This window comes from Rhodoferax sp. P2_H8_2, assembly GCF_056403235.1.
The window spans coordinates 52,536-71,406 of record NZ_JBFUFW010000006.1 but is presented as its reverse complement, the minus strand read 5'-3'; the positions used below and the strand labels follow the sequence as shown (position 1 = coordinate 71,406).

Genomic DNA, 18,871 nt, shown 5'->3' with positions numbered 1-18,871 from the left:
AAACCAGAGGTCAGGCAGCGTTGTTGGCGAACTCCAGGAATAGCGGCGCAGGCAGCGGTTTGCTGAACAGGAAACCCTGGAAGATGTGGCAGTCGTTTTCTATCAGGAAGGTGCGCTGCCCCTCGGTTTCCACGCCTTCGGCAATCACTGCAAAACCCATGCTCTTACCCAACGCAATCACGGTGCGGGCAATGGCAGCGCCGTTGGGATCGGTCAATACATCGCGCACAAACGACTGGTCGATCTTCAACTGATCCAGCGGCAGGCGTTTGAGGTAATTCAGCGATGAATACCCCGTGCCGAAGTCATCCAGCGAAAAGCCCACCCCCAGGTCGCCCAGTTGGCCCATCTTCAATACGATGTCCTCGATGTCGTGCACCAGCAAGCTCTCGGTCAACTCCAGCTTTAAGGCTTTCGACGGCGCGCCTGTGCGGCGCAAAATCTCTTTGACATGGAATACGAAGTCGGGCTGGCGAAACTGCTGCGCACTGACATTGACAGACAGACTGACATCAACCAGTCCGGGCTGATGGCCCCAACGCACCAACTGATGACACGCTGTCTCCAGCGCCAGCAAACCCAGGGGCAGAATGAGGCCGGTCTGCTCCGCCAGTGGAATGAATTCGGCCGGCGACACCAAACCACGTTGCGGATGCTGCCAACGCAACAACGCCTCCGCACCCACCAAGCGCCCCTCCGATGTCACCTGAGGCTGGTACACCACAAAAAATTCGCCACGCAGCAAGCCCCTGCGCAAATCGCGCTCCGGCTCTGACACAACCGAGAACTCGTTCACCATGATGTGGATGAGTCCATACAGTGTGAAAATCGCAACTCCTGTATTGACCCAGCTGCCGCCAATGCGCACACTGTCCGGCACAACATAGGGCGTCACGATTCCGAACTGTGCACTCCCCAGCGCGATATAGACCACCATGCAAAGCAGCGCCATGCCGTGACGAAGCCACTGGCTTTCATCGCGCAGAAACAGCAATACGCTGACCGCCAGCACCAGCAAGAAGTGGTGTGTGGTGCGCGGTGCAGCCAGGTTGGGGATGTCCTGCAGCAAGGAAATGGTCGTGACCACCACAAAGATGGTGACAAACATCAGATAGAACGCAACCCGGATCTGCTTGCGCCCGGCCAACACCCAGACCATGGCGCCCACAGCAAGCATGAAGACATCCATGCCGACAATGAACCAATCTCCGCGCAGCGTAAAAGTGATCGCCCAGACCAGTCCCATGGCCATCAGCACCCCGGATGCAATGCGCAACATCAAAAAAACGCGGCGCGCGTGCTGCGTGCTGACTGCGTCTTTCACTGCGTTGGCTTGCGCGGCGGACATCAGTACTCAGGCTCCCAACAAAGCCTGACCGCATACACGCACGGTGTTGCCATTGATACCAGCCGCATCTTCCGATGCCAGAAAACAGACCAGTTCGGCCACGTCTTGCGGCAGTCCGCCTTGTGACAGCGAATTGAGACGTCGCCCTGCCTCGCGCATGAACAGCGGCACTTTCTGCGTCATCGGCGTTTCAATAAACCCGGGCGCTACCGCGTTGACGGTAATGCCATGTTCTGCCACCACTTTCGCCAATGCATGCACATAGCCCACCAGCGCGGCCTTGCTGGTGGCGTAATTGGTTTGGCCAAAATTGCCTGCAATGCCACTGATCGATGACAGGCTGACCAGGCGCCCACCGCTGCGCAGCAGCTTGCCCGCCATCAGGGTTTCGTCGATGCGGGTGATGGCAGCGAAATTGATCGCCATCACCAGATCCCATTGCACTTCCGTCATATTGGCCAGTGTCTTGTCGCGGGTGATGCCCGCGTTGTGCACAACGATGTCCACGCCGCCCCAGCGGTCTGTCACGAAGTCTGCCAGCGTCTGCCCGGCGTTTTCTTCGGAGATGTCCAGCACCAATGCGGTTCCGCCCAACTGCAATGCGGTCTCATACAGTGCGTCGCGTGCTGCACCGACATCAATACACACCAGGTGTGCGCCGTCGGCAGCCAGCCGCGCCGCAATGGCGTGACCAATGCCACGCGCACAACCGGTCACCACGGCCACTTTGCCGGCCATCGGAAGCCCTGTGCCGACAGTATCTGCGCCCGCAGCTCCGTGCGGGGCCTGTACCAACACCGCTTGCCCCGATACGTAGGTGCTGCGAGCAGAGCAGAAAAACCGCACCGGGCCCGGCAAGCCGGACAAAGCCGCGGGCGCTACATACAGCAGATTGGCGGTAATGCCGCGCTTGCCCACTTCCTTGCCCAGCGAGCGCATAAAGCCCTCCACTGAACGCGCGCAAGCCGAAGCCACGGGGTCTGCCAGTGCGTCCGGGCTATTGGCCAGTAACAGGACACGCGCGTTCTTGCGCAGGCGTCGCATCAGCGGATTAAAGCCTTCAAACAGAGCACGCAAGTCATTCACATGCTGGCAGCCACTGGCGTCCATCACCACAATGTCCAGCAACTGGCTGGCATCGGTTTCATCAACGCGCACCAGCGTGGCACCTGCGGCCTGCAGCGCCTGTGTCAGCGCTTCGGTGGCGTAACCCCCAGGCGCATTCAGCAGCAGCGCCAGTTTCCCGTCCAGTTCACGGGCCGCGGTCGGCCCCTGTCCACGCGCCAAGACCACCGGCGTTGGCAAGCCCAGCGCGCGCACCAGCCGCGCGCTGCGGTTGTCGTTGGATAGTTTCAGCAACAGATCCGACATGGCTCAGCGCTCCAGAATGGCAGTAACGCCCTGCCCGCCTGCCGCGCAGATGGAGATCAATCCGCGCCCCTTGCCCGCCTGCTCCAACAGCTTGGCCAGTGTGGCAACTACGCGCCCGCCCGTGGCAGCAAACGGATGGCCTGCGGCGATGGAGCTGCCGTTGACATTCAGGCGGCTGCGATCGATGGAACCTAACGCGCCACCGAGGCCCAGCTTGGTACGGCAAAACTCGTCAGACTCCCAGGCCGCCAGCGTGCACAGCACGACCGACGCAAAGGCTTCGTGGATTTCATAGAAATCAAAATCCTGCAGTTTCAGGTCCAGACGCTGCAACATGCGCGGTATGGCATAGGCCGGCGCCATCAGCAGACCTTCGCGCTCATCAATAAAGTCCACTGCAGCGGCCTCACCGGTAACGAACCAGGCCATCACTGGCAGATTGTGTTTTTGCGCCCATTCTTCGGAGGCCAGCAATACCGACGATGCCCCATCGGTCAGCGGCGAGGCATTGCCCGCCGTGATGGTGCCGTTGGCTTTGTCAAACGCGGGTTTCAGCGAACCCAGCTTTTCCATGCTGGTGTCGGCGCGCAGATTGTTATCACGGCTCAAACCGCCGTAGGGCATCACCAGACCGGCAAAGAAGCCTTCGTCATAGGCGCGGGCCAGGTTCTGGTGGCTGCGCAACGCCAAGGCATCCTGATCCTGTCGGGTGACTCCATAGCGCTGCGCGGTCAGCTCAGCATGTTGCCCCATGGACTTGCCGGTGCGCGGCTCGGCGTTGGCGGGAATTTCGGGAATCAGGTTGACTGGATTGATGGCCTTGAGCAAGGCCTTGAAACGCGCGCCGCCGGTGCGTGCCGCGTTCAGGTCCATCAGCGCCCTTTGCATGCCACGACTGACCGCTACCGGCGCGTCGGACGTCGTGTCGCTGCCGCAGGCAATACCGGCCTCAATCTGGCCCAGCGCGATCTTGTTGGCGACCAGAATCGTCGCCTCCAAGCCCGTGCCGCAGGCTTGCTGCACGTCGTAGCCGGGGGTGTTGGGGTGCAGACCGGACGACAGCACGCATTCGCGGACCAGATTCCAGTCGCGCGAATGCTTCATCACCGCACCGCCGACCACCTCGCCCAATAATTCGCCCTGCAGCTTGTACCGCTCGACCAGACCGCGCAACGTGTCGGTCAGCATGGTTTTATTGGAAAGCTGGGAATATGCCGTGTTGGAGCGGGCGAATGGTATCCGGTTGGCGCCAACGATGGCGACCCGGCGTGGGCTGGTAGAGGTCATTGGGCAGGCGAGCAAAAAAGGGACAGTGTAAGACCGTCCCCTCAGGAACACCACCCCATCCTGYGGGCTGCATCAGCCCATTATTTGAGCTGTACGTTGCCCGAAACGGTCACGGTGACTGCCGTCTTGCCCGCTTCCATAGGCACGGCGGCGTCCGAGGACTTCGACATCTCCATTGCCATCATGCGCGGGCGCGGCATGAAACCGGCGTCGCTGGCAGAGACAGAGATATCGCGCAAACCATAACTGGCAAAGCCAAAGCCCTTGGCGATCTCGGTCGCACGCAGTTTGAAGCGGTCAATCGCGCTGGCCTGGACATCAGCCTCGGCCTTGGCACGGGCTTCCCGGCTCAGGCTAAAGCTGGCATTGCTGATGACCAGCGTTTGCACCTTGCCCGCAGTGCTGCCGATACGGGCGAAGTCACGCCCTTCCAGCACCAGCTCGGTGCTGCCACTCCACGCGGTGATCTTGCCGTCGCGGTTGTAGCGCGGCTGCAGGCTGAACTGCCCGGTACGCACATCCATCGCGCCGCTTTGGGCCTGCGGCTTGGCCACCGCCAGCGCAGTTTCCAGCGCTTGACGCAACTGACTTTGCAAGGCTGCCGGGTCGGCGCCTTCGCGCGTAACGGCCAGCGTAAGCGTCAGCAAGTCCTGCTGCACCTCCACCGAGGCGCTGGCAGAGAGCTGAACCTGGTTATGAATCTCCCGCTCCATCGTTTGAGCTTGGGCAGAAAAAGTGGCCGCAGCGCCCGCCAACAGGGCGAGAGCAGCTATGGAATGCATAGCGTATTTTTTCATGGTTGCTTTTAAAAATGGATTACTGGGACTGTCCATTGCGGTCTTGCGGCGCATCGCGGCGCTGCTGGCGCAACTGCTCCCGCAGTTTGGCACGTTCTGCAGGAGTCAGTTGGCGCACAGTGCGATCCGGTTTTGGCGCCTCGGCTTCGCGCTGGGCTTGCAGCGCGGCGCGCAAGGCGGCACGCCGTTGCTGTTGCGGCCCCCCTGCCTTGCTGCGGTCGGCGGGAATGGGCTGAGACTGCTGATCGGCGGCTTGCGCCCATACGGCGCCGGCCACCGCGGTTAGCGCGCCCAGCACCAACCAGACCCGCCATGTGCGGGGGGCGTTGGTTGGCGTACAGACCTTGGCTTGCATGCTTTCGATTGTTGGCGTTGCCGCCCGGCTTTCACCCCTATTTTTGTAACATTCTGTCAACACCCTAGCGCCACCGCTGTTACAAATTGGTTCCACCACGCAAAATGGCGCTGTTACAAATTTGACCGCATCCAATGCAACCTACCAGCACACGCCCCCACAAGATTCTGGTCGTCGATGACGATGCCCGTATCCGTGACCTCCTCAAACGCTACTTGACGCAGGAAGGCTTTGACGTCCTGCTGGCCGAGGATGGCAAATCGCTGACCCGCGTGATGCTGCGCGAGACCGCCGAGCTGATCGTGCTGGATTTGATGATGCCCGGCGAGGACGGCCTGTCCATCTGCCGCCGCCTGCGCGCGGCCAATGACCAGACCCCCATCATCATGCTGACCGCCAAGGGCGAAGACATTGACCGAATCGTTGGCCTGGAAGTGGGTGCCGATGATTACCTGGGCAAGCCTTTCAACCCGCGCGAGCTGCTGGCCCGTATCCACGCCGTGCTGCGCCGTCGCCCGGTACAGGAAGTGCCAGGCGCACCGTCCAGTGAAAACGAGGTCGTGTACTTTGGCGGCTTCAAGTTTGACCTGGGCGCCCGTACGCTTCACAAAGGCGCAGATGAACTGTCACTGACCACCGGCGAGTTCGCGATGCTCAAGGCACTGGTGCGCCACCCGCGCATGCCGCTGTCACGTGAAAAGCTGGCCCAGCTTTCCCGCGGACGTGAGTTCGAACCCTTTGATCGCAGTCTGGACGTACAGGTTTCGCGTTTGCGCAAGCTGATTGAAGTCGATCCCACAACACCCCGCTTTATCCAGACCGTTTGGGGGATTGGTTACGTTTTCGTACCGGATGAAGCGACTGCGACAGCTGCTTGAGGTGATGCCCATTGGCTGAAACCTTAACGCAACAGGAATTTGACGGCACCCAGCCGGCGCACTTAGCGGCAAAAAAGCCGTCGCATGGCTCTTTGAGCTGGACGGGTCTGAGCCTTTTCTGGCGCACCTTCTTCCTGCTGGCCATCCTGCTACTGGGCAGCATTCTGGCCTGGCTGCAAACCCTGCGTTCGCTGGAGTTCGAGCCGCGCGCTGTGCAAATCGCGCAGCAGCTGGCGTCTCAGGTCAACCTGAGCCGGGCCGCACTGGTGCACGCCGATGCCATTGCCCGCGTGTCGCTGCTCAAAACCATGAGCGACGAGGAAGGCCTGCGCATCGTTCCGCGCGAACCCAATGACCGCTTCGTGCCGGTGCAAGCGGGTGCCATCAACCAGGATGTTGCGCGCGAACTCACGCTGCGGCTGGGCAAACACACGGTGGTTGCCAGCGAAGTGAATTACCAGCCCGGCCTGTGGATTGCCTTTGAGATTGATGGCGACGACTACTGGCTGCAAACCGACTCTGCGCGCTTTGACCCGGCAGGCGGACGCACCTGGATGATCTGGCTGCTGGTGGCTGCCGTCCTGTCGCTCAGCGGCGCGGCGCTGATTGCCGGCCTGATCAACCGACCGCTGAAAGAACTGTCGTTCGCCGCCAGCCGTGTGCGCGAAGGAAATTTCAGCGCCAGTCGCCTCGATGAAACCGTACAAACCAGCGAAATCCGCGAGGTCAATATTGGCTTTAACCGCATGGCCCAGCGGCTTGCCAAGGTGGAGCAAGACCGTGCCGTGATGCTGGCCGGGATCTCGCACGACTTGCGCACGCCACTGGCTCGGCTCAGGCTGGAAACGGAGATGAGCGTCAGCGACCTGGATGCCCGCGCCCACATGGCCGCCGACATTGCGCAGTTGGACGCCATCATCGACAAGTTTCTGGATTACGCCCGCCCGGACCGCATGAAGCTCACGCCGGTGTTGCTGGCCGACGTGGTGGACGCCTGTATCTATGCCTACAAATACCAGCCAGACGTTCGCATCGATGTCCGGCTATCGGAAGACCTGCTGGTGCAGGCCGATGAAGTCGAGCTAGGACGGGTGATCTCCAATTTGCTGGAAAACGCCAAACGCTACGGCAAATCTGCAGATACCGGCATTGCGCGCATCGAGATTGCGGCGATAGCGAAAGACAAGTTCGTGCTGATCAAAATCCGCGACCACGGGCTGGGCGTGGCCAATGAACAGTTGCTGAACCTGACACAACCGTTTTACCGCGGCGAAGCAGCGCGCACTGCCGCCAATGGCGCCGGTTTGGGTCTGGCGATTGTGGAGAAAACCGTACAGCGCATGAAGGGCTCGTTCCAGTTGCGCAACTCTGTCAGCGGTGGGTTGTCGGCCCACATCCGGTTAGACAGAGCAACCCGGATTTGATCGGTTGGGGTCAGAGCACATTGCTTCGCAAGTGGTCTGACCCGTAAATTCACAGGTTTGCCGCCAGCAGCGCGCCTTCGCGGATCGCGCGCTTGGCATCCAATTCGGCAGCCAATGCCGCGCCACCAATGCAATGAAAGCGCGGTTGCCCATTCACAGGCGCTGCGTCCTTAGCAGGCATCAGATCGGCCAGAGACTCCTGGCCTGCGCATAGGACCACGTGGTCCACTTCCAGCACACGTTCCACGCCGCCCACCGTGATGTGCAAACCTGCATCATCAATCTTGCGGTACTCCACGCCGCTGAGCATTTCCACGCCACCGCGCTGCAAAGCCGCGCGGTGCACCCAGCCCGATGTCTTGCCCAGGCCCGCACCGGGCTTGGTGGTCTTGCGTTGCAACAGGAATAGCTGGCGATAGGGCTCTGCGGCATGCGGAGCCACCAGGCCGCCATTGCTTTGCGCCTGCAAATCCACACCCCATTCCGCGCACCAGTTCGGCACCGACAAGGGCAGCGCAACGGCCGGGTCGTGCAACAGGAACTCGCCCACATCAAAGCCGATGCCACCGGCACCCACAATCGCCACACGCTTGCCTGGCACCACCTTGCGCTGCAAGACGTCGAGATACGACACCGCCTTGGCATGGTCGACTCCAGCAATCGGCGGCGTACGCGGCAGCACGCCGGTCGCAACGATCACGTCATCAAAGCCCTGTGCCAGCAAGGCTTCGCGCGTCACCCGCTCGCCCAGCTTCACCTGCACGCCAGTGATCTCCAGCCGCTTGCCAAAGAAGCGCAGCGTCTGCGCAAACTCTTCCTTGCCCGGCACCTGCATCGCCCAGTTGAACTGCCCACCAATCCGATCGGACGCTTCAAATAGCGTGACTGTGTGACCACACTCAGCGGCTACCGTCGCAGCGGACATGCCCGCTGGCCCGGCGCCCACCACCGCCACGCGCTTTGGCTGCGTCGCCTTGCGATACACAATTTCCGTCTCATGCGCCGCGCGCGGATTCACCAGGCAACTGGCACGCTGGTTGGAAAACGTATGGTCCAGGCAGGCCTGGTTGCAGCCTATGCAGGTGTTGATCTCATCCACCCTGCCCTCTGCGACCTTGTTGACCCATTCAGAGTCCGCCAGAAACGGCCGCGCCATCGACACCATGTCCACATCGCCATTGGCAATTAGCGCTTCGGCCTCTTGCGGCATGTTGATGCGGTTGCTGGCGATCACCGGCACATTGACGGCCTTTCGCAAACGCGCCGCCACGCTCGCAAATGCCGCCCGTGGCACCGAGGTCACGATGGTGGGAATGCGCGCTTCGTGCCAGCCAATACCGGTGTTGAACAGCGTCACACCCGCGCGCTCCAGCGCTTTGGCCACCGCCACCACTTCGTCCCAGGTGTTACCACCCTCCACCAGATCGAGCACCGAATGCCGGTACATTAGGATGAAATTCGGCCCCACAGCGGCACGCACCTGTTTGACGATCTCGACCGGTAGCCGCATGCGGTTGTCAATGCTGCCGCCCCACTGGTCGGTGCGCTGGTTGGTGCGGGCGCACAGAAATTGGTTCAGCAGATAGCCTTCGCTGCCCATGATCTCCACGCCGTCGTAACCCGCCCTTTGCGCGAGCTTGGCGCAGCGCACGTAGCTGGCAATCGTTGCGCGGATGCCGCGCTCGGAAAGCGCGCGCGGTTTGAACAACGATATCGGCGATTTCTTGGCCGAAGCAGACACTACAAACGGCTGGTACCCATAGCGGCCGCTGTGCAATATCTGCATCAGAATCTTGCCGTCTTCAGCATGCACAGCGCGGGTCACCTTGCGGTGATTGGAGACGTCAAAAATCGAATTCAGTGTGCCGCCAAATGGCAGCAGCCAGCCTTGGCGATTGGGCGAAATTCCGCCCGTCACGATGAGCCCCACGCCGCCCTTGGCGCGTTCGCCGAAGTAGGCGGCCAGCTTGCCGTAGTTGTAGAAGCGGTCTTCCAGGCCCGTGTGCATCGAGCCCATCACCACGCGGTTGCGCAGTGTGGTGAAACCCAGGTCCAGTGGCTTCAGCAGATTGGGGTATTGCGAGCGGCTCATGCTGCAGATCCTTTGAACAACAACACAATGGCCCGCGCTTCCATGGCTTTGCCCTCGCCCACTGGCCCCATTTTTTCGGCGGTCTTGGCTTTCACGTTGACGCAATCGGCCGTGATCCCCAGCACCTGCGCAATGCGCTCCTTCATCGCCGGCTTGTAGGGCGCCAGCTTGGGCGCCTGCGCGATCACGGTGCTGTCCACATTACCAATGTCCCAGCCGGTTGCACGCACACGGCGCGCTGCCTCGGCCAGCAGTACCGACGAATCTGCGCCCTTGAACTGCGCGTCGGTATCCGGGAAATGCGTGCCGATATCGCCCAGACCTGCCGCGCCCAACAGCGCGTCGGTAATCGCATGCAACAGCGCATCAGCGTCTGAATGGCCCAGCAGGCCCTTGTCATGCGGAATCTCGACTCCACCAAGCATGAGCTTGCGCCCGTCTACCAGGGCATGGATGTCCCAGCCTTCACCGATGCGGATATTCATGGGGAATTCTTGTCTTTCTGGAGTTCGTTGACGCTATTAGCCACAAATTATCGGCCACAGAGGCCGTCCGACCCAGGGAATTCGGCCAATTCTGCGCCGCCAACAGAATATCGGCCCAACCTACAGCCTGTCGCAAACCAGATGATTTCAGGGTCAGAGGCCACTACATTGCAGGCATGGACAACCGAGGACTCCCCATGCCAGCATCCACCCCACCATCCCATCCGCCGACTTTTCTGGAAACCATCAAGCAGCTTAACCGCGCGATCTTGAGTTGGACCGGCTCCCTCACCTGGGCCCGCATGGCCATCCTGTGTGTGATTATTTTGATTGCAGGCACCTGGATCAGCGACCGTCTGAATCTGCACCACAGCAGCAAAAAGGTGAAGATTGAGGTTCCCCAGGAAGTGTCGACCGAAAGCGTGGTGCTGACCGAGAACATCACCGGTTGCGGCGAATCGGAAATCACCGTCAACGGCAAGAAGTTCGTCATCGGCTGCGAAAACACCACCAGCGTCAGCACTGTGCCGGGCGCTGCCAGCTCGGCCCCCAAGGGCGCAAGCTCTGCACCGGTCGCTACCAAAGAGGAACGGACCTACGCCATCAAGGTGCGCGAGGCCGCACACCAGCCGCCGGAAATCCGCGAAGAGCGCCAGACGGTCCATACCTTTGGCGGCTATATCGGGGATATGTCCTCCGCAATTCTGGCGGGCCTTTTTGCCTACCTGATCGCCGCCAAAATCATCGTGCGCAAAACGGCCGAGTCCGAAGCCAAGGTGCGCGAAGCGACCAGTACCGCCGAAGAAGAAGCGTTACAACGCCAGCTGGTGCAAGCCCGTCTCAAATTGCTGCAAGCCCAGGTCGAACCCCACTTCCTGTTCAACACGCTAGCCGCAGTCGACTACCTGATCGAGACCGACCCACCGCGCGCCTCCATCATGCAAAAGCAGCTGATCACCTACCTGCGTGGCGCACTGCCGCAGATGCGCGAAGACTCCTCCACGATGGGCCGAGAAATCTCGCTGGTCAAGGCCTATCTGGAGCTGCTGAAGATGCGCATTGAAGACCGGCTGGAATTCCAGATCGATGTGCCCGAAAGCCTGAACGGCGCGGTGTTCCCGCCGATGGTCTTGCAGACGGTTGTTGAGAACGCCATCAAGCACGGCATCGAACCCAAGCCCGAAGGCGGCAAGATCACCATCCATGCCCAAGCACGCGACGGCAACCTGTGGATCGACGTGATCGACACTGGCGTCGGCCTGCCCGAAGGCGATGTGTTTGGCAAATCCACCAACGGCACAGGACTGGGTCTGGATAACATCCGCACCCGCCTGGCCCTGCTCTACCCCGGCGCCAGCCGCATTGAGTTGCGCTCGGAGATCCCAAGTGGTACCTCCGTCCGTATCATGGTGCCTTACCAAACTGATGCCCAAAAAGCATCCTGAAGACCCGTATGACTACCCTGAAAGCCCTGATCGCCGACGATGAGCGCCTGCTGCGCGAGCAGCTTCGAGCCCGCCTGGCCGATGTCTGGCCCGAGCTGGAGATCGTCGGCCAGGCACGGGACGGACTAGAGGCCGTGCGCATGGCGGAAGAACTGCGCCCAGACATCGTCTTTCTCGATATCCGCATGCCCGGCCAGACCGGCCTGGAAGCGGCTGGCGAAATCGTCAACCTGGACAACTGGTCAGGCGAGATGGTGTTCGTCACCGCCTACGACGAATACGCGGTCACCGCTTTTGAGAAAGGCGCTATCGACTACCTGCTCAAACCGGTGGAGAGCGAGCGCCTTCTGGTGACCCGGACCCGGCTGGAAGAGCGCCTGCGCGCGAAGTCTGCGCAGACGACAACGGCCTCGGATATGTCCACCGACACCATGATGCAAACGCTGCAGCAAGTGCAACGCCAACTGCAAGGCGCGGCGCAGGTACCCAAGCTGAAGTGGCTACAAGCCAGCGCAGGCCAGGTCACGCGCATGATCGATGTGGCCGACGTGCTGTTCTTCCGCTCCGACGAGAAGTACACGCGCGTGCAGACCCGCACACAAGAGGCGCTGATCCGCGTGCCCATCAAGGACCTGATGCCGCAACTGGATGAACAAGTCTTCTGGCAAATCCACCGGTCCACCATCGTCAATGTCAGCGAGATCGCGTCGATCCACAAGGACGAAACCGGGCGGCAAAAAGTACTGCTGAAAGATTTCCCTGAACAACTGGAAGTCAGCCGCAGTTATGGACATTTGTTCCGGAATCAGTAAGTAAATCGGGCTGTAGCGCCCGTGGAAATTGCGTAAGCAGCTATTAATTTGGTAGCGACTTGTAGAGTTCTGCAATTTGCGGAATGAATCTCTCCGGGTTGCCGCCAACCAGGTTGGTCAACACGATGATCGCCAGCCCGTCGTCGGGATAGACAATGAACGCAGAACGATTTCCACCGATGCCTGCCACTTGTCGTCGCGGCGATGCGGCCAATACAGGCCATCCTGCCCCCCAGTTGCCATCAGCACCGCTATTCAGCTTTTCGGGTATCCACATGCTGCGCACACTCGCCGCACTGATGAAACGGCCTTTCGATAGCGCAATGATCCAACGCGCCAATTCATCCGCTGTCGTCTGCATGCCGCCGCCCGCTTGCAGGCTGTAGGGCATGTCGTAGATCCAATGGGACAAGCGATTGGCGTCGTCCGGCGCCAGCGTTCTGCGCGGAAAGTAGCTGTAGACGGTTGCCGCGTTTGCGACCACATCGTAGCTATCGCCGAACGTTGTCAATCGCATGTCGGCCAAGGCAAATTGCCGCTCTGCCATATACCGTTCATAGGGCATCTTGGTTTGTTTGGTGATGATCTGCGCAAGCAAGCCATAGTTCGTCTGGTTGTAGGCAAACTTCTCGCCAACCGCGGCATCCATAGGTTGCTGCTTGACCGCCGCCCACATGGCCGCTTCGGTGCCCCCTGCCACCGGGCTTGGCTGATCAATGATGTCCGGGAGCCCGGATGTATGGGCCAACAGTTGTCTGACGCGAATGGGGCGCCATGCCTCTGGCAAATCATCCAGGTAGCGTGAGATCGGCGCATCAAGATTGACGAGTCCGGCCTCTGCCAACTGCATCATGGCAACGCCCGTCAAAGGCTTGGTGCCCGAGTTCAGCGGAAACAGCGTCTGGCCTGTAACAGGCACGCGGTTCTCGACGTTGGCAAAACCATAGCTCTCAGACAGCACCAGCCGATCATCCTTGATGACGGCGATCTGCAAGCCCGGTATCCGGCGATCCTTCATCGTCTTCAAAATCATTTGGCGGGCCTGCGCGTTGGCATCGTCCAGAGGGGACGCCACGGCGCCCAGGCTTGGCAGTGACACGAAAACGGCGACGATGGTGGCCAGTGCGGGGGAATTTCCAAACAACATAAGTCTTTCTATGGCAGAGGGACCCTGATTCGACCACAACTGGAAGTCAGCCTCAGCTACGAGATTTTGTTCCGGAACCAGCAGAAAAATATGGCTGCAGCGCCCGTCGAATGTGCGTAAGCAGCTACTGAATTTATAGCGACTAGCGAAGCTCTGTGCGTATCACTAGCTTCTACCACGACCAGATTTAGCTGACTGCGCAGACCTTGATCTCCACAAAACCGATAGGTAGCGCTATTTCGCGGATGGTGTCTTAAGAAACGCTGGTCCATACGCACCGAGGAAGTTGCGGGGCCTCGCTTTCGCTAACTATCCTCCGGGAAATGCTGCCCAAAATCGGCGACGATTTGCAAACCATCGACTGCGTCGCCCGCAAGTGCTCTCGAAGCCGAACGGTGATCGCGCCAGAGCTTGGGAATGTCTTCGAAGTACGGCTGCCCGCGGCTGAGTCCAAAAACGAATCCACCAGACTTCTCGCCTATGTGAACCACAGGAACCAAAAGCGCCAACGTTGGCCCAAACAATCGATTCCTAACTCCAAACCAACGAATTCGCTCCAACGGTCTAGAGAAGTCTAAAAGAAACACACACTCATCCGGGGTGACGCTATATTTGGAAGCTCCAATGTCATGCGGTTTTTCGTGAAAGCCGAAAAGAGAGAGTGACATTTTTATGAGTCCTATCGCAATGTATACCGCACCGTGCTGCGACACAGTATTGGGAATTATTTGTGTCGCATGCAAAGGATTTTCCATTACCCCCAAAGCGTTTGAACATCCCCCAAGCGGGTGATATCGGCGAAAGAATGCTTTCGCCGCAGAGGCTCAAGCCCCGCGCTTGCGCTGCATCCAGGCTTGCAATTCGCCCACAACGCCCTTGCGGAACGCAACCACGCAGACGACGAAGATGACGCCGATGATCACGTTGATCCAGGAGCCTACGCGGTCGGACAGGAAGTCTTGCAGGCCGATGATGGTGAAGGCGCCGATGACCGGACCGGCAAAGGTGCCGAGGCCGCCCAGCAAGGTCATCAGGATCACTTCGCCAGACATGGACCAGTGCGCGTCGTTCAACGTCGCAAAGCCGAGTACCAGGGTTTTGAGCGAACCGGCCAGCCCGGCAATCGCCGTGGACAGAACAAAGGCCAGCAGTTTGTAACGGTCTACGTCGTAGCCCAGCGAGATGGCGCGCGGTTCGTTTTCGCGGATGGCCTTCAGCACCTGGCCATAAGGCGAATGCACGATGCGGATGATGAACAGGAACACCGCAACGAACACCGCCAGAATGACGTAGTACAGCACCGTGTCATTCGCCAACGGGAGCAGACCAAACAGATCGCCACGTGGCACGCCTTGCAGGCCGTCTTCACCGCCAGTGAATGGCGCTTGCAGGAAGACGAAGTAAACCATCTGCGCCATCGCCAGCGTGACCATCGCAAAGTAAATGCCTTGGCGGCGAATCGCAATCAGACCAATGACCAGTCCGCACAGCGCTGCAATCACGGTACCTGCAAGAATGCCCAGCTCCGGCGGCCAGCCAGCAGAGCGCACCAGCCAACCGGTGGCATAGGCAGCGGCGCCGAGGTAAGCCGCATGGCCGAAAGACAGCAGGCCGGTGTAGCCCAGCAGCAGGTTGAACGCGCAGGCGAAGATGGCGTAGCACAGCGCCTTCATCATGAAGACGGGGTACAGGCCAATGAAAGGTGCGGCGACCAGAACGGCGAGTCCGGCCCACAGCGCGATGCGGCTTGCTTTTTGAATGTTGTCGGAGGCCGCGCTCATTATTTTTCCTTACCGAACAAACCGGCGGGCCGGATCATCAGCACGATGGCCATGATCACGAACACGACGATGCTCGAAGCTTCCGGGTAAAACACCTTGGTCAAACCCTCAATCAGACCGAGCGCCAGGCCCGTCAATATCGAACCGAGAATGGAACCCATGCCGCCGATCACGACGACGGCGAACACCACGATGATCAGATTGCTGCCCATCAACGGGGTCACTTGAATAATCGGCGCAGCCAGTACGCCAGCCAGCGCAGCCAAGCCGCAGCCGCCGCCATAGGTCAACATCACCATCATGGGCACATTGATGCCGAAGGCTTGCACCAGCGTCGGGTTCTCTGTGCCAGCGCGCAGATACGCGCCCAGGCGCGTGCGCTCGATGACGAACCAAGTTGACAGACAAATCACGACCGAGGCGAACACCACAAACGCGCGGTAGTTCGGCAGCACCATGAAGCCCAGATTGGTGGCGCCCTGCAACAAATCAGGCACCGGATACGACTGGCCCGACACGTCGAACCAGTAACGGAATACACCCTCTGCGATCAGCGCCAGCCCGAAGGTCAGCAGCAGGCCGTAGATGGGGTCAATTTTGTAGAGCCGCTTGAGCAGCGTGCGCTCGATGACCACACCGAGCGTGCCCACTACCAGCGGAGAAATGACCAGCGCAAACCAGAAGTTGATACCAAACTGGTCCAGCAAGACAAACGCCACGTAGGCGCCAATCATGTACAGCGCGCCGTGCGCGAAATTCACGATCCCCAGCAGCCCGAAGATGACCGCCAGGCCCAGACTCAGCATCGCGTAAAACGAGCCGTTGACCAGGCCAAGCAGGAGTTGGCCCAGAAAGGCCTGTATCGGGATGCCGAAGATTTCCATGGGGATCGTGTATTCAGTCGCGGTTCAGATTACTTCCACAGCGAGCACTTGGACTCGGCCTTGGTCAGGAACGCGTCTTCGGCCTTGGTGGTGGCGACGACGTTGTAGTAATCCCAAGGCGTGTTCGACGTTTCGGGCGTCTTCACTTGCATCAGGTACATGTCGTGCATCATCGTGCCGTCTTCGCGAATCCAGCCGCCCTTGGCGTACATGTCGTTGACCTTGGACTTGCGCATCTGGGCCATGACCTTTTCGCCGTCGTCCGTACCCGCTGCCTTCACAGCAGCCAGGTAGAACTGGGTCGCGGAGTAGTCAGCGGCTTGCAGACTGGAAGGCATGCGCTTGAACTTGTCGAAGAAGCGCTTGCTCCAGGTGCGCGTTTCGGCGCTCTGGTTCCAGTACCAGCTGTCGGTCAGGTACATGCCTTGCGTGGCTTTCAGGCCCAGCGAGTGCACGTCGTTGATGAACATCAACAGACCTGCCATCTTCATGGTCTTGGTCAGGCCGAATTCGTTCGCGGCCTTGATCGAGTTGATGGTGTCGCCGCCAGCGTTGGCCAGACCCAGAATCTGCGCCTTGCTAGCTTGGGCTTGCAACAGGAAGGACGAGAAGTCGCTGGAGGCCAGCGGTGCGCGCACCGAACCCACCACGCTACCGCCTGCCTTGTTCACGGCTGCCGTGGCATCCGCTTGCAGCGCAGTACCGAAGGCGTAATCCGCCGTCAGGAAATACCAGCTCTTGCCGCCAGACTTCACGACCGCAGGCGCAGTGCCCTTGGCCAGCGCCACGGTGTCGTAGGCGTAGTGAATCGTGTAGGGTGTGCACTGGTCATTGGTCAGTGCGGAAGAGCCAGCGCCAATGGCGATGAAAGGCTTCTTCTTTTCCAAAGCGACCTTGGCCATTGCCAAGCTGGTACCGGAGTTGGTACCGCCGACCAGCATGTCCAGACCTTGCTGGTCAAACCATTCGCGCGCCTTGGAGGCGGCGACATCGGGCTTGTTCTGGTGATCGGCCACCAGCACTTCAATCTTCTTGCCATTGACCGCGCCACCCAGATCGGCAATCGCCATCTTGATCATTTCTGCGCCGGCAGGGCCGTCGATGTCGGCGTACAGGCCAGACAGGTCAGAGATAAAGCCAATCTTGATCACGTCACCGGAGACCTGCGCTTGCGCGGAAGTGCCGAATGTCAATGCAGCGGTGCCTGTCAATGCGCATGCAACTACCAGTTTCTTCAGTTTCATCGTTGTCTCCTTATAGGGATGGGTCAGGGAAAAAATTAAACGCCAAGGTACTCGTGCAACTTGGCCAAACGCGAAGGCAATTCGGCCTGCGTGAATTCCTGCTGAATCTCGCCGTGCTCCATGACCAAAAAGCGGTCGGCCAGCGGCGCAGCAAAGCGGAAGTTTTGCTCCACCATCACGATGGTGTAGCCCTTGGCGCGCAGCATCTTGACCATTTCGGCCAGCTTTTGCACGATCACCGGCGCCAGGCCTTCGGAAATTTCATCCAACAGCAACAGCCGCGCGCCGGTGCGCAGAATGCGCGCGACGGCCAGCATCTGCTGCTCGCCGCCGGAGAGGCGCGTGCCCTGGCTATTGGCGCGTTCTTTCAGGTTGGGGAACATCGCATAAATCTCGTCCACGCTCATGCCGCCTTTGGACAGCTCGGGCGGCAGCATCAGGTTTTCTTCGGCCGACAGGCTGGAGAAGATGCCGCGCTCTTCCGGGCAATAGCCGATGCCCAGCCGCGCAATCTTGTGCGTGGCCAAGCCAATCGTCTCGGTGCCCATCACCTTGATCGAGCCTTTGCGGCTGCCGGTCAGACCCATGATGGCGCGCATGGTGCTAGTGCGCCCCGCGCCATTGCGGCCCAGCAGCGTGACCACTTCGCCTTCTTTGACGTCGAAATTGACGCCATGAAGAATGTGCGACTCGCCGTACCAGGCGTGCAGATCGCGGATTTCGAGAAACGTCGAAGCCATCAGTGTGCTCCCACCAGTTCGGTGTCTGCGCTGCCCATGTAGGCCTCAATTACCGCCGGGTTCTTGGACACTTCCGCGTAAGGGCCCTCGGCCAACGTGGCGCCGCGTTGCAGCACGGTGATGGTGTCGGCAATGCTGGAGACCACGCTCATGTTGTGTTCCACCATAAGCACCGTGCGGTTGGCAGCAACCTTCTTGATCAGTTGACGGATGCGATCCACGTCCTCCAGGCCCATGCCTTGCGTGGGTTCGTCCAGCAGCATCAGCTCGGGCTCCATCGCCAGCGTCGTGGCTATCTCCAGCGCACGCTTGCGGCCGTAGCTCAGTTCTACAGTCGGGAGGTAGGCATACGCCTCCAGATCCACCGAGCGCAGCAGCTCCAGCGCACGCTCGTTCAGTGTGTCCAGCGATTTCTCGGAACGCCAGAAGTGAAAGGAAGTTCCCAGCTTGCGTTGCAGCGCAACGCGCACGTTCTCCAGAACGCTCAGGTGCGGGAACACGGCCGAAATCTGGAACGAGCGGATGATGCCGCGCCGTGCCGTCTGGGCCGGGGCTTCATTGGTGATGTCCTGCCCATTGAACAGGATGGTGCCCGAGGTGGGGCGGATGAATTTGGTGAGCAGGTTGAAGCAGGTCGTCTTGCCCGCGCCGTTGGGGCCAATCAGCGCGTGGATGGTGCCACGACGCACCTGCAGGTTGACCTTGTCAACGGCAACAAAGCCCTTGAACTCTTTGGTCAACTGCTGTGTCTGCAAAATGAAGTCGCTACTCATCCTCGCAT

The 18,871-nt window shown here is 60.0% G+C and carries 18 protein-coding genes; 4 read left to right on the top strand and 14 right to left on the bottom strand.

What is annotated here, in order from left to right; all coding sequences use genetic code 11:
* Positions 1-10 precede the first annotated feature (10 nt).
* The 5 genes from AC1DV6_RS12305 to AC1DV6_RS12285 all read right to left on the bottom strand — a co-directional run bounded on the left by AC1DV6_RS12305 (position 11) and on the right by AC1DV6_RS12285 (position 5,158).
* The gene (locus AC1DV6_RS12305; RefSeq protein ID WP_477977760.1) at positions 11-1,348 is read right to left on the bottom strand and encodes a putative bifunctional diguanylate cyclase/phosphodiesterase; all 1,338 of its coding nucleotides are present in this window, start codon (positions 1,346-1,348) and stop codon (positions 11-13) included.
* A gap of 6 nt (positions 1,349-1,354) precedes the next feature.
* Positions 1,355-2,719 (bottom strand): 3-oxoacyl-ACP reductase, encoded by a 1,365-nt coding sequence (locus AC1DV6_RS12300; RefSeq protein WP_477977759.1) that lies wholly within the window; start codon positions 2,717-2,719, stop codon positions 1,355-1,357.
* A gap of 3 nt (positions 2,720-2,722) precedes the next feature.
* Positions 2,723-4,006 (bottom strand): acetyl-CoA C-acetyltransferase, encoded by a 1,284-nt coding sequence (locus AC1DV6_RS12295; RefSeq protein WP_477977758.1) that lies wholly within the window; start codon positions 4,004-4,006, stop codon positions 2,723-2,725.
* Between the two features lie 80 nt (positions 4,007-4,086).
* Positions 4,087-4,803 (bottom strand): SIMPL domain-containing protein, encoded by a 717-nt coding sequence (locus AC1DV6_RS12290; RefSeq protein ID WP_477977757.1) that lies wholly within the window; start codon positions 4,801-4,803, stop codon positions 4,087-4,089.
* 19 nt (positions 4,804-4,822) lie between these two features.
* Positions 4,823-5,158 carry a hypothetical protein gene (locus tag AC1DV6_RS12285; protein ID WP_477977756.1) on the bottom strand — a complete coding sequence of 112 codons (336 nt, stop codon included), beginning with the start codon at positions 5,156-5,158 and terminating at the stop codon, positions 4,823-4,825.
* Between the two features lie 134 nt (positions 5,159-5,292).
* Between AC1DV6_RS12285 and ompR the strand changes: the two genes are divergently transcribed.
* Together ompR and AC1DV6_RS12275 are read left to right on the top strand one after the other, a co-directional pair.
* Positions 5,293-6,036 (top strand): osmolarity response regulator transcription factor OmpR, encoded by a 744-nt coding sequence (gene ompR / locus AC1DV6_RS12280; RefSeq protein ID WP_477977755.1) that lies wholly within the window; start codon positions 5,293-5,295, stop codon positions 6,034-6,036.
* 92 nt (positions 6,037-6,128) lie between these two features.
* Positions 6,129-7,460 (top strand): ATP-binding protein, encoded by a 1,332-nt coding sequence (locus AC1DV6_RS12275; protein WP_477977754.1) that lies wholly within the window; start codon positions 6,129-6,131, stop codon positions 7,458-7,460.
* Between the two features lie 49 nt (positions 7,461-7,509).
* Here the strand turns inward: AC1DV6_RS12275 and AC1DV6_RS12270 are convergent, their stop codons facing one another.
* Together AC1DV6_RS12270 and ispF are read right to left on the bottom strand one after the other, a co-directional pair.
* A complete protein-coding gene (locus AC1DV6_RS12270; protein WP_477977753.1) occupies positions 7,510-9,552 on the bottom strand; it encodes an oxidoreductase in 2,043 nt (680 codons plus the stop codon).
* The gene (gene ispF / locus AC1DV6_RS12265) at positions 9,549-10,037 is read right to left on the bottom strand and encodes a 2-C-methyl-D-erythritol 2,4-cyclodiphosphate synthase (protein WP_477977752.1); all 489 of its coding nucleotides are present in this window, start codon (positions 10,035-10,037) and stop codon (positions 9,549-9,551) included. Before ispF ends, AC1DV6_RS12270 begins: the two co-directional genes overlap by 4 nt.
* Positions 10,038-10,234: 197 nt before the next feature.
* Between ispF and AC1DV6_RS12260 the strand changes: the two genes are divergently transcribed.
* On the top strand, positions 10,235-11,482 hold the full coding sequence (locus AC1DV6_RS12260) for a sensor histidine kinase (protein WP_477977751.1): 1,248 nt from the start codon (positions 10,235-10,237) through the stop codon (positions 11,480-11,482).
* An 8-nt stretch (positions 11,483-11,490) separates the two neighbouring features.
* On the top strand, positions 11,491-12,294 hold the full coding sequence (locus AC1DV6_RS12255; protein ID WP_477977750.1) for a LytR/AlgR family response regulator transcription factor: 804 nt from the start codon (positions 11,491-11,493) through the stop codon (positions 12,292-12,294).
* 43 nt (positions 12,295-12,337) lie between these two features.
* Here AC1DV6_RS12255 and AC1DV6_RS12250 read toward each other — a convergent pair whose 3' ends face one another.
* The 7 genes from AC1DV6_RS12250 to AC1DV6_RS12220 all read right to left on the bottom strand — a co-directional run bounded on the left by AC1DV6_RS12250 (position 12,338) and on the right by AC1DV6_RS12220 (position 18,863).
* Positions 12,338-13,441 (bottom strand): serine hydrolase domain-containing protein, encoded by a 1,104-nt coding sequence (locus AC1DV6_RS12250; RefSeq protein ID WP_477977749.1) that lies wholly within the window; start codon positions 13,439-13,441, stop codon positions 12,338-12,340.
* A 305-nt stretch (positions 13,442-13,746) separates the two neighbouring features.
* On the bottom strand, positions 13,747-14,196 hold the full coding sequence (locus tag AC1DV6_RS12245; protein WP_477977748.1) for a hypothetical protein: 450 nt from the start codon (positions 14,194-14,196) through the stop codon (positions 13,747-13,749).
* A 69-nt stretch (positions 14,197-14,265) separates the two neighbouring features.
* Positions 14,266-15,222 (bottom strand): branched-chain amino acid ABC transporter permease, encoded by a 957-nt coding sequence (locus AC1DV6_RS12240; protein WP_477977747.1) that lies wholly within the window; start codon positions 15,220-15,222, stop codon positions 14,266-14,268.
* Positions 15,222-16,106 carry a branched-chain amino acid ABC transporter permease gene (locus tag AC1DV6_RS12235; protein ID WP_477977746.1) on the bottom strand — a complete coding sequence of 295 codons (885 nt, stop codon included), beginning with the start codon at positions 16,104-16,106 and terminating at the stop codon, positions 15,222-15,224. The genes AC1DV6_RS12240 and AC1DV6_RS12235 overlap by 1 nt, the downstream gene beginning before the upstream one ends.
* A 29-nt stretch (positions 16,107-16,135) precedes the next feature.
* Positions 16,136-17,350: an ABC transporter substrate-binding protein gene (locus AC1DV6_RS12230; protein WP_477977745.1), complete on the bottom strand. Its 1,215-nt coding sequence runs from the start codon at positions 17,348-17,350 to the stop codon at positions 16,136-16,138.
* A gap of 35 nt (positions 17,351-17,385) precedes the next feature.
* Positions 17,386-18,090: an ABC transporter ATP-binding protein gene (locus AC1DV6_RS12225; protein WP_477977744.1), complete on the bottom strand. Its 705-nt coding sequence runs from the start codon at positions 18,088-18,090 to the stop codon at positions 17,386-17,388.
* Positions 18,090-18,863, bottom strand: coding sequence for an ABC transporter ATP-binding protein (locus AC1DV6_RS12220; protein ID WP_477977743.1), 774 nt, complete (start codon positions 18,861-18,863; stop codon positions 18,090-18,092). Before AC1DV6_RS12220 ends, AC1DV6_RS12225 begins: the two co-directional genes overlap by 1 nt.
* Between the last annotated feature and the right edge of the window lie 8 nt (positions 18,864-18,871).